The organism is Streptomyces sp. NTH33, from assembly GCF_003236365.1.
Lineage (GTDB): Bacteria > Actinomycetota > Actinomycetes > Streptomycetales > Streptomycetaceae > Streptomyces.
Genome location: NZ_POTZ01000023.1, coordinates 18,289 through 31,163, shown reverse-complemented (window position 1 = coordinate 31,163; position 12,875 = coordinate 18,289). Strand labels below are relative to the sequence as shown.

14 protein-coding genes and 4 pseudogenes are annotated in these 12,875 nt (G+C 70.0%); 7 read left to right on the top strand and 11 right to left on the bottom strand.

Going from position 1 to position 12,875, the window contains the following annotated elements; all coding sequences use genetic code 11:
* Both C1I97_RS04310 and C1I97_RS04305 read right to left on the bottom strand, forming a co-directional pair.
* On the bottom strand, nt 1-1,437 hold a 1,437-nt coding region (locus C1I97_RS04310; RefSeq protein WP_111001883.1), incomplete at its 3' end, for a DHA2 family efflux MFS transporter permease subunit.
* A 98-nt stretch (nt 1,438-1,535) separates the two neighbouring features.
* Nucleotides 1,536-2,105 (bottom strand): TetR/AcrR family transcriptional regulator, encoded by a 570-nt coding sequence (locus C1I97_RS04305; protein ID WP_111001880.1) that lies wholly within the window; start codon nt 2,103-2,105, stop codon nt 1,536-1,538.
* Nucleotides 2,106-2,988: 883 nt separating this feature from the next.
* Here C1I97_RS04305 and C1I97_RS41065 point away from each other — a divergent pair.
* Nucleotides 2,989-3,120 (top strand): annotated as a pseudogene (locus C1I97_RS41065) (adenosine deaminase); the annotation flags it as partial.
* Nucleotides 3,121-3,149: 29 nt separating this feature from the next.
* Here the strand turns inward: C1I97_RS41065 and C1I97_RS39650 are convergent.
* Together C1I97_RS39650 and C1I97_RS41060 are read right to left on the bottom strand one after the other, a co-directional pair.
* Nucleotides 3,150-3,290, bottom strand: coding sequence for a hypothetical protein (locus C1I97_RS39650; RefSeq protein WP_181446557.1), 141 nt, complete (start codon nt 3,288-3,290; stop codon nt 3,150-3,152).
* A gap of 62 nt (nt 3,291-3,352) precedes the next feature.
* A pseudogene (locus tag C1I97_RS41060) lies at nt 3,353-3,586 on the bottom strand (MFS transporter); the annotation flags it as partial.
* Between the two features lie 397 nt (nt 3,587-3,983).
* Here C1I97_RS41060 and C1I97_RS04290 point away from each other — a divergent pair.
* From C1I97_RS04290 to C1I97_RS04270, 5 genes and pseudogenes are all read left to right on the top strand, one after another.
* A pseudogene (locus C1I97_RS04290) lies at nt 3,984-4,160 on the top strand (IS5/IS1182 family transposase); the annotation flags it as partial.
* Between the two features lie 231 nt (nt 4,161-4,391).
* Nucleotides 4,392-4,496: pseudogene (locus C1I97_RS04285) on the top strand (IS5/IS1182 family transposase); the annotation flags it as partial.
* Nucleotides 4,497-4,566: 70 nt separating this feature from the next.
* On the top strand, nt 4,567-5,130 hold the full coding sequence (locus C1I97_RS39645; protein WP_181446556.1) for a hypothetical protein: 564 nt from the start codon (nt 4,567-4,569) through the stop codon (nt 5,128-5,130).
* A complete protein-coding gene (locus C1I97_RS04275) occupies nt 5,127-5,765 on the top strand; it encodes an HD domain-containing protein (protein ID WP_111001878.1) in 639 nt (212 codons plus the stop codon). The genes C1I97_RS39645 and C1I97_RS04275 overlap by 4 nt, the downstream gene beginning before the upstream one ends.
* Nucleotides 5,766-5,886: 121 nt before the next feature.
* The gene (locus C1I97_RS04270; protein WP_111001877.1) at nt 5,887-6,807 is read left to right on the top strand and encodes an NADP-dependent oxidoreductase; all 921 of its coding nucleotides are present in this window, start codon (nt 5,887-5,889) and stop codon (nt 6,805-6,807) included.
* A gap of 475 nt (nt 6,808-7,282) precedes the next feature.
* Here C1I97_RS04270 and C1I97_RS04260 read toward each other — a convergent pair whose 3' ends face one another.
* The 7 genes from C1I97_RS04260 to C1I97_RS04230 all read right to left on the bottom strand — a co-directional run bounded on the left by C1I97_RS04260 (nt 7,283) and on the right by C1I97_RS04230 (nt 12,016).
* Complete coding sequence (locus tag C1I97_RS04260) at nt 7,283-7,801, bottom strand: zinc-binding dehydrogenase (RefSeq protein WP_258382415.1); 519 nt, start codon at nt 7,799-7,801, stop codon at nt 7,283-7,285.
* Nucleotides 7,802-7,843: 42 nt separating this feature from the next.
* Nucleotides 7,844-8,743, bottom strand: a complete 900-nt coding sequence (locus C1I97_RS04255) for a HupE/UreJ family protein (RefSeq protein WP_111001876.1) — start codon at nt 8,741-8,743, stop codon at nt 7,844-7,846.
* A 36-nt stretch (nt 8,744-8,779) separates the two neighbouring features.
* A complete protein-coding gene (locus C1I97_RS04250; protein WP_146608157.1) occupies nt 8,780-9,019 on the bottom strand; it encodes a hypothetical protein in 240 nt (79 codons plus the stop codon).
* Nucleotides 9,020-9,205: 186 nt separating this feature from the next.
* Complete coding sequence (locus C1I97_RS04245; protein WP_111001874.1) at nt 9,206-9,787, bottom strand: hypothetical protein; 582 nt, start codon at nt 9,785-9,787, stop codon at nt 9,206-9,208.
* Nucleotides 9,784-10,575 (bottom strand): metallophosphoesterase, encoded by a 792-nt coding sequence (locus C1I97_RS04240; RefSeq protein WP_181446555.1) that lies wholly within the window; start codon nt 10,573-10,575, stop codon nt 9,784-9,786. Before C1I97_RS04240 ends, C1I97_RS04245 begins: the two co-directional genes overlap by 4 nt.
* 127 nt (nt 10,576-10,702) lie before the next feature.
* Nucleotides 10,703-10,843 (bottom strand): hypothetical protein, encoded by a 141-nt coding sequence (locus C1I97_RS39640; RefSeq protein ID WP_181446554.1) that lies wholly within the window; start codon nt 10,841-10,843, stop codon nt 10,703-10,705.
* Nucleotides 10,844-11,554: 711 nt separating this feature from the next.
* Entirely contained in the window at nt 11,555-12,016 is a 462-nt protein-coding gene (locus tag C1I97_RS04230; RefSeq protein ID WP_111001871.1) for an ATP-binding protein, read from the bottom strand.
* Nucleotides 12,017-12,325: 309 nt separating this feature from the next.
* Between C1I97_RS04230 and C1I97_RS04225 the strand changes: the two genes are divergently transcribed.
* Nucleotides 12,326-12,673 (top strand): DUF1330 domain-containing protein, encoded by a 348-nt coding sequence (locus C1I97_RS04225; RefSeq protein ID WP_111001870.1) that lies wholly within the window; start codon nt 12,326-12,328, stop codon nt 12,671-12,673.
* The last annotated feature ends 202 nt before the right edge of the window (nt 12,674-12,875 follow it).

The following is a 12,875-nucleotide window of genomic DNA, read 5'->3' as shown; positions in this document are numbered from 1 at the left end:
GGGGGCGGCCGTCTCCAGGGCCGGGGCCTGCCGGGCCTCGGCCGGGTCCCCTGCGGTGCGCCGCAGGGTCGGGATCAGCAGGGCCGCGACTCCGGCCAGGGCCACCACCGCAGCCCCCACCACCAGCGCCGGCCGCAGCCCGTCCACGAAGCGCTGTGCGGTCTCGTAGCCGCCCTGCGCCATGAAGATCGACGACATGACCGCGATGCCGAGTGCTCCGCCGACCTCGCGCAGGGCGTTGTTCGCGCCGGACGCGATGCCCTGCTCCTGGGACCGGACGCTGGACATGACCAGACCGGAGGCCGGGGCGAAGTAGAGGGACATCCCGACGCCGCTGGTGATCAGTGCGGGCAGCTGGGCCGCGTACGAGGCGTCGGTGGCGACCACGAAGGCGTAGTAGGCGAGCCCGGTGGCCTGCAGGAAGAGCCCGGCGGCGACGACCGGACGTCCGCCGATGCGGTCGGAGAGGTATCCGGCGACCGGCGCGATCAGCATGGGCATGCCCGTCCAGGGCAGCATCCGCAGGCCCGCCTGGGTCGGCGAGTAGCCCAGCACGCCCTGCAGATACTGGCTGAGCAGGAAGATCGAGCCGAACATCCCCAGGAACATCAGCAGGCTCGCGGCGTTGATGCCGGAGAAGGCGCGGGAACGGAAGAGCCGCATGGGGAGCATGGGGTTCTTGTGGCGGATACCGTGGTGGACGAAGCCGGCAAGCAGTGCGGTGCCCCCGAACAGGCCGGTCAGCACGAGGGGGCTGGTCCAGCCGTCGGCCGGGCCGCGTACCAGCCCGTACACGATCCCGAAGAGACCGCCGCTGACGAGCAGGGTGCCGGAGATGTCGAGCGGGGCGCCGCTGCCGTACGACTCGGCGAGGCGGAGGCGGGCGAGAGGCATCACGGCCAGGCCCAAGGGGACGTTCAGCCAGAAGATCCAGTGCCAGGACACATGTTCGGTGAGGCTGCCGCCGATGAGGGGCCCGGAGGCGACCGCGAGTCCGTTGACGGCGCCCCAGATCCCGTATGCCATCCCGCGCTTCTCGACCGGAACAGCGGCGGTCAGCAGGGTCAGGGTGAGCGGCATCATGATGGCCGCGCCGACGCCCTGCGCCGCGCGGGCCGCGATCAGGGAGTCGATACCGGGCGCCATGGCCGCGGCCGCGGAGGCGGCGGTGAAAACGCCGAGCCCGGCGAGGAAGAGCCGCCGACGGCCGAACCGGTCGCCGAGGGCCGCGCCGAACATGAGCAGGACCGCGAAGGTGAGCGTGTACGCGCTCACGGTCCACTCCAGGTCGTCCAGTGCGCCTCCGAGGTCCTCGCGGATGGAGGGCAGGGCGGTGGTGACGACGAGGTTGTCGAGGGCCGCCATGAATCCGGCGACACCGGTGATCACGAGGGCCCAGGCCGCTCCCCCGCGTCGTACTGTCTGCTGCTGTGACATCGCTCCCCCAGCGGATGCGTCGCTCGATTATTAGTTATTGCTGACTAACTTTCCGAGACGCGAAAAGGCCGCCGAAGGAGCCCTTCGCCTCTGCTTCGCTACTTCTCCAGCCGACCCTCGAGCCGGGCCGACGGGTACATCCCCTGCCAGACCGGGTGCTCCGGCGGAAACCCCATGGCTGCAAGGGTGTTGACCAGCATTCCGTACGCCATGAACGTTGTGGTGCCGTTCACGTCGGCACCCAGCGGCAGGTGTACCGTCTCCCAGAGCCTCATCCATCCGGCGCGGACCGCCTCGCCGAACTCGTGGTCGCCCTCCGCCTCGACGGCCGCCACGGTGATGTACGTCTGCATCTGCATCTGGAGCTTCTCGGGGTGTTCCGCGATCAGCCGTGTGTACGCGTTCGCCATGGCGTGCAGGGCTTCCTCGCCGTCCAGCCCCTCGGCGGCCTCCTCGAAGACCCGACGCGCGTCCTCGATGCACCGGCGTGAGGCGGCGGCGAAGATCGCCTTCTTGCCCGGGAAGAGCCGGAAGAGGTACGGCTGCGAGACGCCCACACGCTTGGCGATCGCCTCGGTGGAGGTGCCGTAGTAGCCCTTCTGCGCGAACTCGGCTATCGCCGCGCGGATGACGCTCTCGCGCCTCTCTTCTGCGCTCATCCTGACCATGCAAGGAAGTTAGTACTCAATCACTAACTGCGTCAAGCGGCCTGAAGCGCGGAACACCGTTCCCCGCACGGGTCGTTGACCATTCGCAGGGTGGGCGGATCTTCGATGGCAGGCCACTCGCACGTCAGGGGGCGCCCGCAACAGCGGACACCCCCTGACAGCTGGTCGTATTGCCGTACCGCCTGCTCTCAGGCCGGCCGTGCGCGCTTCCTTCGCACGGGGCCGTGCGCGCTCTCTGGCGTCGGTGCGGTGCCTACGGCAGGGGGAGATGCGGGGTGGAGGACTGCTGAGGACCGACGTGCCAGGTGATCCTCGCGGCCGTGTGGCAGAGCATCAGACCCTCCTGGCCACCACCGCCGACCCTGAGAATGTCGCCCGGGCGTTGCGAACGGTCCCCTCGGCTGAGGTCTCCGGGCGGGAAGCCAGACCCACCAGAGGACAGCCGCGCCCCCCTCTGCAGAAAACACGAGGAAAGCGCATGCCCAGGGTGCCGTGACGGAGAGGCGGCACCCCAGTGGAAGCGGCGGGACAGCGTCGGCGCATCTGCCGGACAAGGCATGGTACTGGGGACTTCCGGCCACGGACAGGGGCCTCGGGCTCGCCGGCAGGCTGCGTGCCACGGCCGCCGGCAAGTTCCCCAGACCCCATGAGCAGGAGACCGGGATGCGGCACGAGGCGTCCCCGCTTCCGGCTCAGGGCCGGTCGAGTGGCACCGGGGTGCAGCCATCGGTCAGCCGAGGCAACCGGGCGCGGCTTCGTTCGTGCGGCTGCCAGGTCCGAGGGCGCGTCGCGGGCTCCGGGGTACCGCAGGCTGGGCTCCGAGGACGCCGCAGGACCCGCAGCTCGTCGAGGTCGGGGAGCTGGATGGCGGGCAGCGCCGCCTGTCCACGAGGCCCTGGAGCTCAGCCACGAGCAGCTGCGCACCCTGGCCCGCAACTCCTTCGACGCGTCCTTCCTCGACGACGAGGCGTGCCGTGCGCGTTGTCTCGCCGAGATCGAGGCGTACGACTTCGAGACGGCCGGGGAGAGTAGGGCTCCGGCGCCTCAGTGGATGCATGGGGCCGCCTCCGCGGGAGCGAGTCCGCGAGGGCCCGCGGTGCCGAACGCCTGCCGGTCCAGCGCCGGTCCGGCGACCGGCACCTCGATCTCGACGACCGGCTGTTCCGGGGCGCCCGCCTGGGGCACCGTGCCGGACGCGGTGCCCGTCGTGGCCGTGAGGACCGCGGCCGGGGCGCCGCCCCGGCGCCGGACCGCACCAGGGACGAGCGGCCGTAGCCGAGCACCGCGAGCAGCAGCCCGGAACGGGCCAGAGGCCGTGACCCGAACCGCTCGACGCGCGCCGCGAGCGTGAAGCCCGCCGTGGCCGAACTCAGCAGCAGCGCACTGCCAACGAGCCCCGCCTGCGCGGGCCCGAGGCCCAGCCGGTCACCGAGGCGGCCGACGACGGTGGGCAGCAAATAGGGCGCGAGGCAGCCCGCCATGAAAAGGGCGACGAGGGGCCGGGAGGAACCGCGCGAGAGCGCGGGCGCGGAGGAGGGCACGGGCGTTCCCAGGGCATGCGAAAACGACAGGGGGAGGGGTGAAAAAGGGGGGATGGCGACCGTCGACGGACAGGAACGCGAGGAAATTTGTATCAAGCACGGGCCTGCGCAAAAAAGGCGGGGCGTCATGATCTGCGTCATATTGCGTTTGGCGTCGAGAGTTTTGGACAGAAGTGATGCCCCATCTGGTTCGATGGGGTGCGTTTGCGCAGGTCAGCGACGGTTCGGAGGCGAGATGGGAGGCACGGCCGGCAGCCGCCGAGCGGCGCCCGAGGCCGAGCCGTGCGGCGCGGCGGGCCGCGCCTTCTTCGGTCCGCGCGCGATCGTGGCCGCCGTTGTCGGCACCACCACCGCCTACCGCTACATCACCGAGACTGTCGGCCTCCCGGCCGACCTCGCCCCGACACTCGCCGAGGCGGTCCGGACAGCCTCGTTGAAGGCGGTCGTCCTGCTCGACGGCATGCTGCTGCCCATCGACCGGATCGCCGCCGACCGGGGCCCTTCCACTCCGGCCGTGAGCATGATGGTCGTGCCGTTCCGACCGTGGCTTGATTCGTACTCTGGCCGGCTGCTTGTGCCTTGTGTTTCATCTGTCGGCCCGGTCGGAGCGGCGCGTACCGGCACCGGGCCGGCGGAGCGTGTCTCGATAGGGGCCTTGGCCTGGAAGGCACCGTCACAGCCCTGACCGCTCCACCGACCGGCGCCGGCCATCGGCACTGCGTCGTCGAACAGGAACACCGTGACCGCCCTCAAGTCCTGGCGGCTCCTCTGCAAGCTCCGGTGCTCGACCGCCCGCGTCACGAGTCTCGTTCAGGCCATCCTCTGCCTGCATCTGACCAGCTCAGACTGAGGATGGAAAGAGCTCACGGTTGTCGCCGTGCAACCTCTCCACGACATGGCCCACCGACTCGGCTGGTCACATGGGCGACGACACCACCAGCAGCGATCACGCACCAGCCATTACCGGCGGCAAGCCGCATCCCAGACATGAAGATCACGATCTACAGCTGGAGGATGAACTCGCGGGCGACATCGGCGAATTCGCGGCTGCTGTATTGGCTGGCAGCCGCGATCCGAGTGGAACACGACTGCACCGGCCGGGCAGCGGCTCGGGGGTGGCGGTGCGACGGGCGCAGAAAGCGGCACGGGAGACCTTCAGCAGCTCACACGCCCGTTTGACGCTGTGGCCGCCCGGCTTCTCCGCCTCGATGAACGGGTGCACGCTCACCGGGTCTCCGCCCGAGATGCTTCGCTTCCGCGGGCACCTCTGCGGGACCGGTGATATCCAGGAGATTCACCCCGCCGTAGACGAGGATCGCGACCCGGTGGTGAGTGTCGGAGGTCACGGTTTCTCTCCTCAGACGTCTGGATTCGAGTGGTTCACGGCCGGGCCGAGGCTGCGCGTACACCACGCGGTCGGCACCCTGGAGGACGGGCGCACTGTCCACTTGCCACACACCACATCGGAGGCGCGGACATCATGACCGACATCATCGCAGGGGTGGAGATCCCCGAGACCGCGGCAGTGGCAGAGGCCACGAGCTTTCTTCGGGAAAAGACCAGTCCCCTCATCTTCCACCACTCCCGGCGTGTTTTTCTCTTCGGTTCCCTCCATGCGCAGGAACTCGGTATTCGACCTGACCCGGAACTGCTCTACATATCCGCGATGTTTCACGATACCGGTCTTTTGATCCCGTACTCCGCCATGGCGCAGCGCTTTGAAATCGACGGCGCCGACCACGCGCGGAAGTTCCTCCTCGACCGCGGGTTCCCGAAGAGCGCCGCCGACGTGGTCTGGACGGCGATCGCGCTGCACACGACCCCAGGAATTCCTGGCCGGATGGGTCCGGAGACGGCTGCCACCAGCTACGGTGTCCTGACCGACGCGGTCGGCTGGGGGCTGGACAGGCTGAACGGCGACCTGGTGGACGAAATCACTGCCGCACATCCGCGCGGAGAATTCAAGAAGGAATTTCTGCAGACATTCGTCGAAGGACTCAAAAACCGTCCGGACACCACCTACGGGACCGTCAATGCGGACGTGCTGGAGCACTTCGTTCCCGGCTTCCGCCGCAAGACCATGGTCGAGCGTGTCACCGAGGCGCCCTGGCCAAGCTGAAATGAGCTCGAAGAAGCCAGGGGCGGTGCGGTGATCCCTTGGGCGACGGGTTGCGGGCGACGGTCGCGGCCCTCGGCAAGGTGCCGCCCGCACGTGCACAGAACCAGAAAGAGGGACAGGCATGCGAGCCATCACTGTCCGGAACCGCGACGCCGGTGTCAGCGGGCTGACCCTGGAGGACCTGCCCCATCCCCACGCCGCCGAAAACGATGTGATCGTACGGGTGCATGCCGCGGGATTCACCCGCGGAGAGCTCGACTGGCCCGGAACGTGGTCCGACCGTGCCGGCCGCGACCGCACTCCGAGCGTGCCGGGGCACGAGGTCTCGGGCGTCGTGGCGGAGCTCGGCTACGGAACCACCGGCCTCACCATCGGCCAGCGCGTCTTCGGACTGACCGACTGGACCCGCAACGGCTCGCTGGCCGAGTACGTCGCCGTGGAGGCCCGCAACCTCGCTCCGCTGCCCGCGGACATCGACCACACGGTGGCGGCCGCGCTGCCGATTTCCGGACTGACCGCCTGGCAGGGTCTGTTCGACCACGCGTGGATCACGACCGGCCAGACCGTCCTGATCCACGGCGCCGCGGGCGGTGTCGGCTCGATCGCCGTCCAGCTCGCGCGCGAGGCGGGAGCCCGCGTGATCGGCACCGGCCGGTCCGCCGACCGAGGCACCGTCCTCGATCTGGGCGCACACGCGTTCCTGGACCTCGTGGCCGACCGACTGGAGGACGCCGGCGAGGTCGACGTGGTGTTCGACGTGATCGGCGGTGACATCCTCGCCCGCTCGGCCGCACTCGTACGCGCCGGCGGCACGCTCGTCACCATCGTCCATCCGCCCACCGTCCGGCCCAAGGACGGGCGGGCGCTCTTCTTCGTGGTGGAACCCGACCGTGCACGCCTCGCCGACCTCGCTCAGCGGCTCAGGGACGGACGGCTGAAAGCACGGGTCGGCGCGGTGCGGCCGCTGGCCGAAACGGCCGCTGCCTTCGCCCCTGAGCGGCGCATCGCCGGCCGGACGATCATCCGGGTCACCGAGGACTGAGGGATTCGGGCGCCGGCCGTCCGTCCGGCACAACGGACGGCACCCGCCGCCGACACGGTGTGACAGCAGCCGGCACAGCACGGCAGGGATGACCTCCTCCCGCGCACGAGGCGGCGTCGAGCCGCCCACTCCAGGGGACTCGGACGGGCGGCTCGACGCCGCCTCACTCGGAGAGGATGCGAGCAGAACGCGGTTGACGTCTTCGGCATGGCTCCACAGCAGCCGCTCGCGCTCGAGCCGGCTCGCACCTCTCAGGAGACGGTGGAGCGGTTGTGGATCGTGGACAAAACGGTGATTCCAGTCCGCAACCGGCAGGCGGGGGCCTCCTCCCGCACCTACCGGTCCTCGGCGAACGTGCACAGGTCATCATGGACGCGCAGACCCACCTGGCGGCGGCCCGACACCGAAGAGCGGAGGGGACGCACTCAAGGAGGGCGAGATGCCGGGCGCCGCGCGTCCAGGACGGTTGACGTGCTCAGCCGATCAACAGGACGACCTTGCCCCTGCCGTGACCCGACTCGACGTCGCGGTGCGCCTGCGCCGCCTCCCCCAGCCGATAGGTGGCCCGCACATGGATCCGCAGCGTCCCCTGCGCATGGAGGGACACCAGGGCGTCCAGCCGCTTCGCGGAGCGCTGACTCCCGATCCAGCGCGCGCCGAGCCGTTCGTACGCCTCGACGGAGGTGATCGTGCCGACCCGGTCCTTGTCCTTGACCAGTTCCACCGCGGCCCTCAGGCCGTCCGCGCTCGCCGCGTCCAGCGCCGCGTCCACCCCGTGCGGCGCCAGCTCCCGGACCCGGCCGACGGCCGGGCTGCTGGTGGGCGGCGTCCAGCAGGGCGGCGAGGTCCGGCTCCTCGAAGCCGGTCTTCTCGCCCCTGCGGTGGGGTGGCGGGTCGGCATGCGGCAGACCAGCCGGGTACGCGCGGCCGGGCGGCAGCACACCACGACGGCCGGGGAGATGCGGCCGGAGCCCTTGCCGCTCCCCCGCACCACCGGGGTGACCCCGCGTCGGCCGACCGCGACACCCGCCCGGTGTCAGGCGCTGACCGTCACCCGGTCCCACAACCAGTAGAGGCTGACGACGACGATGGGCACCGTCAGCGTCGGCAGCGCCCACCGGTGGAACGGCGACCGGCGCAGCAGGAGCAGCAGCGGGAACACCACGGCGATGATGCCCAACTGCACCGCTTCGATACCGATGTTGAAGCTGAGCAGTGACAACAGCAGTTCCCAGGACCAGCTTTCGTCGATGCCGAGCGTTCCCGCGAAGCCGAGGCCGTGGACGAGACCGAAGGTGAAGACGGTGGGCAGCCGCCAGCGTGCGTTGTCCGTGCGGTCGCGCAGCACGAAGCCGGCGACGGCGACGACGACGGACGCGGCGATCACCGGTTCCACGACCGCCGCGGGCACGTCGACGACGCCGCACGCGGCCAGGAGGAACGTGATGCTGTGCGCGGCGGTGAACGTGGTCGCGGTGAGCACGATGTCGCGCAGGCCGCGGGCGCCGATGAGCAGCGACAACAGGAACAGGATGTGGTCCAGGCCGAACAGCAGGTGTTCGGTGCCCAGCAGGAAGAACTGCCGGGCCTGGTGGGGCTTCTGGCCGTCGCCCGCGGCGACGGCCACGGAGGGTTCGGCGAGGGTGAGGATCTGGGAGCCCCGCTGCCCGTCGACGTCGTAGTGCACGATCGTCTTCGTGGAGTGCACGAAGCTCTCGGCGTCGAGGAACGGCGCGCTGCTGATGGTGACCGGTCCGGCGGCTCCGGCGGGGCAGGTGTAGGCGAGGGTGAGCACGGCGTACGGGCGCTCGCCTCGGGTCCGGATGTCCGCGTCACCCTCGGTGCGGGCGGTGCAGGCCGTGTCGTCGCGAGTGATCGCGAAGCGCCGGGTGACGTACTCGGACACCGCGTCCGCGTTCAGCTTGAGCTGGCGCAACTGCTCGGCGCGGCCCTTCGCGTCGTACGCTTCGGCTTACAGCCAGGCCGACTTCATCAGCAGGTCGTACTCGAGGCCGAGGGCGGCCACGGGGCGGGCCGCGCTGCCGGTGACCTCGGCGTAGGCGGTCGAGGTGGCGTCGTGCGCGGCGGCGGGGGCTGCCCGGACCAGGCCGGCGCCGAGCACCGCGGCCAGGGCGGCGAGGACGGTGAGCAGGGCACCGCGCAGCCGGCCGGACCGGAACGCGGCAGCGGGGGCTGTGGCTGTGGGATGCATGGCGGGCTCGGTTCTCGTGGCTGTGATCACGCCGGTGACCGTGGTCTGAGCGGGGATGGACGGCATGGGCCCGCCGGCCCGGACCGGTCGGGTCCGGGCCGACGGGCCGTCCGGTGGCGGAACACCCCGCACGGAGTGGAGGAGGGGTTCGCCGGCCGGATGACTGCTGCCGGGTGCCGGTGCCGGTCAGTGCCGGCCCTTCGGCTGGTTGAACCACTCGTAGTAGGGCGTGTCCGGACCCCACTTGCCGGGCCGGCCCTGGGCGTCCTTCGTCACGAAGACGCTCGGCTCGGAGGCGGTGACACCGCCGCCGCTGGAGCGGGCCGTGACGAACCACGCGTGGGTGGAGCCGGGCTTGAGGTTCTTCCACGTCACCGAGGCGACCGCACCGGACTTGACCTTGGTCCGCCCGATGACGCTGACCGGGTTGTACAACGCGACCGAGTCGGTCTCGAAGGTCGTCTTGCGACTCTTGAGGTCGATCGGCAGCACCATGTTGTCCTCGGTGCCGTTGTAGCGATGGTTGGTGTCGTACTCGGTGGCACCGAACTCGTCGAGCAGCGGCGAGTACGTGTCGACGGTCAGCTCCGAGCGTTCCACGTCGAATGGGAGCATCCGGAAGAAGCTCGCGCCGAACTGGAGCTGGTCGTCGGGCTTGTAGCCGCCGATCTCGGTGAGCCCGAGCCGGTCCGCGCGCACCGTGTAGAACTGGTAGTCCGCGAGCAGCTCGACCACGTCGTGGCTGATCCGGCCGACCCTCGGCTTCACATTGTGGTGCCCACGCCGTGCTCGTGGCCGGCGAGGATCAGGAACACGTTCGGGTTGTCCTGGACCACCGTCTTGTACAGCATCGAGCCGTCGGGCGCGGAGAACGGGGCCCCGCGGCCGTCGGGGTTGCCGCTCGGCGCGAGGTAGTCGTGCGAGAGCAGGATGCCGTTGCGGTCGGGGAAGCGCTTGAAGATCGAGTCGGCCCATTCGGCCTCCTCGCGCGTCACGCCGTAGGACAGACCGACCACGACGAAGTCCTGGCCGCCGGCGGAGAACAGGTCGTAGTGGTTCTGGTTGTCGCCCGCACGCCAGGGGCCTCCGTAGCCGGTGTGCTTCCAGCCCCGCGACAGCGACTGGTAGCGGTCGAAACCGTAGTACTGGTTGTAGAGGGCGTCCGGGCCGTTCTCGGTGCCCGACTGGTTGTCGTGATTGCCCGCGATCACACCGTTCGGGATGCCCGCGTCGTCCAGGATCCTCTGCTGCCTGGAGGACACCTCCATCTCGCCGACGACCTGCTTCTGCGTGGCCTCGTCGGCGGGCTTGCGGATGTTGTTCTCGATGATGTCGCCGGTGTGGGTGACGTAGGCGATCTTCCGCTTGTCCTTGTTGGCCACGATCCAGCGGGAGATGTCCCCGTACGCCTTCTCCCAGACCGCGCGCTCCTCGGGCGCCTCCTGCTCGACCGCGCCCTCGGAGAGGTACTGCGTGTCGGTGTAGTGGACGATCGAGAAGTCGTACGAGTCGGGGTCGGCGAACGAGTTCGGGTCACTGACCTGGCACTTCCCCAAGCACACGGGCGTCGTAGTCGAGTTCGGCCACCCCCTGGTGCGTCCGGTGACCCTCATCGAGTGCGGAACACGCACGGTGATCGCCGCAGCTTCCGGCCCGGACAGGACGGGTGAACTCTCCTTATGTTCACCGCCTGTTGAGGCACCTGGACGTGTCGATGGTCCCCCTGGCCAGCGCCTCCTGCGACGCGATGGGCTTCCTGACCGCCGTGTCCGACACCGGCGCCGCCTTCCTGCTGCGCTCGACGAGGAAGCGACGGCCCACCATCCGCCGCCCCCCCTTCCCGACGGCTCCTGCCTCACCTTCCTCAGCGCCGCCACCTACCGGGCCAGGCCACGGACGGCTTGAGGTCCGCGTGATCGAGGCATGAATCACCGCCGCTCCGGCGGACGTCACCCGGCGCACCGAGCCGTGGCGCCCGCCGACCAGCCTCCTGGACGCCGAGGAGTACCCGGCCCAGGAGGTGCCAGACCACCAGGCTCACCCGGTGCTTCCGACTGCCGTCACCCTCGCCGAACTGATCAACGACCTCGGCGTCCCCACGACCGCCGGCCGAGCCGCGGCGATCCGCCGGCAGGTCCTGGAGATGCCGGCCCCGTCACCGCCGACGCCCTCGGCCACCATCACGTCGCCACGGTCCGCCTCGCCGCTGAGGCCGGAGGAACCTGGAGCCGATACGCCCCAGCGATCACACACGGCCACCAGAGGGCCGGACACCGCGAGGAACTGGCGAGGGTTGGATGGGCGAGCCCACCAGTACCGAGGACCGTCCTCCGCGCACACCGCCTGTGCAGCCACCTCGGCCTGGGGATGTCCGTAGCCACCCACAGTGCCCCCGCACGACGCCTGCTCGAGGCAAACGGCGACACCAACGGCATCCGACGGGTCGTCCGTGCTCGCGCCGACACCGCGATCGCGACGGGCGCCGTATCTCCGCAACGGCTCTGGTCCCCGGTCGCGGCCGCCCCGCCTCGTCCCTCACCCACGCGCTTCGAAGCCGCCCCGACCGTCGAACCGCACCTGCCGGACCTCGTCGAATCCATCCGCCGGTGACGGCTTGCGCAGCCGCTTCAGCGTGGTCAGGACGCCGACGTCCGGGACACGCTCACGGCCCTCACGGGCGGCGTTGCGTCGCAGCGAGCCGGCCACGTCCGGCGGGAACCAGTAGGCCGTCACCGTCGCCCCGTGGATGTGGGCCAGCTCCACCAGCGGGCCCCACTCCTGCGGCGACGGATTGGTGTTGTCCACCGCCACCGGCCGCCCGGCCGCCAGGTGCTCCGCCACCAGCCGCATCTGCCGCTGCTGCTTGTTCCTGGCGCCCCGCGGAAACAGGTCCTTGCTGACCAGCGCGTACCGGCCGGACAGGCACCGCGCGTAGAAGGTGGACTTCCCGGAAGCCTGCAGCCCGACCAGCACGGCCACATCCACTCCGATCGCCATAACCACCACGATGACATGCGGCCGACGAACGGGCGAAACCCCGGTGTGACCGGCCCCGTTACGAAACCGTCCAACGCACCCCCGGGACCAGGGGGCTCGCAGGCGCCACGACTTGCGGCGAACGTCCAAGATCAGTCTCACCGCTCATGGCGGTACCGGTGTTCTCCCCGGGCCGCAGGGCTCCGGTGCGCTCCGAGGTGGCAGGTCAGCGCCGCGTGCCGAGGGCGCTTACCTGTCAGGTCATCGACCGCAGCACACCCGCATGCCACGATCGTCGGCGTACGGAGCCCGATCGACCGGAAGGACACCATGCCCGCCTACGCCATAGCGCACTTGCAGGAAGCCGCTCCGCACCCGGAGATCGCTGAGTACATCGAGCGCATCGTCGCCACCTTCGCGCCGTATGGTGGCCGTTTCCTCGTGCACGCCACGCAGCACGAGGTGAAGGAGGGCAGCTGGCCCGGGCACGTCGTGGTGATCTCCTTCCCCGGGATCGCCGAGGCGCGGGCCTGGTGGGACTCGCCCGCATACCAGGAGATCGCACCGCTGCGCTCGCGGCACATCGAGGGCGACATCATCCTGGTCCCCGGCGTCCCCGAGGACTACGACCCGGTCGCCACCGCGAAGGCGATGCGGGAGGCCCTGCCTGCCAAGTAACTCTCGGGTTCGGCCCGAGCCCTGGCAGAGCGTCCGGCCCATCACTCAAGGGGCCAAAGGAACTGCAGCCGGCACGTCACGGCACACACGTTCCGCAGCGAAGCGACCGGAAAAGGGCCGGCTCCTCGGCGTTGTGCCGGCGCAGACAGGTCTGCAGGACCCGGGTCTGGACCGTGTGGTCGGGGTGGGCGCCCAGCGGCAC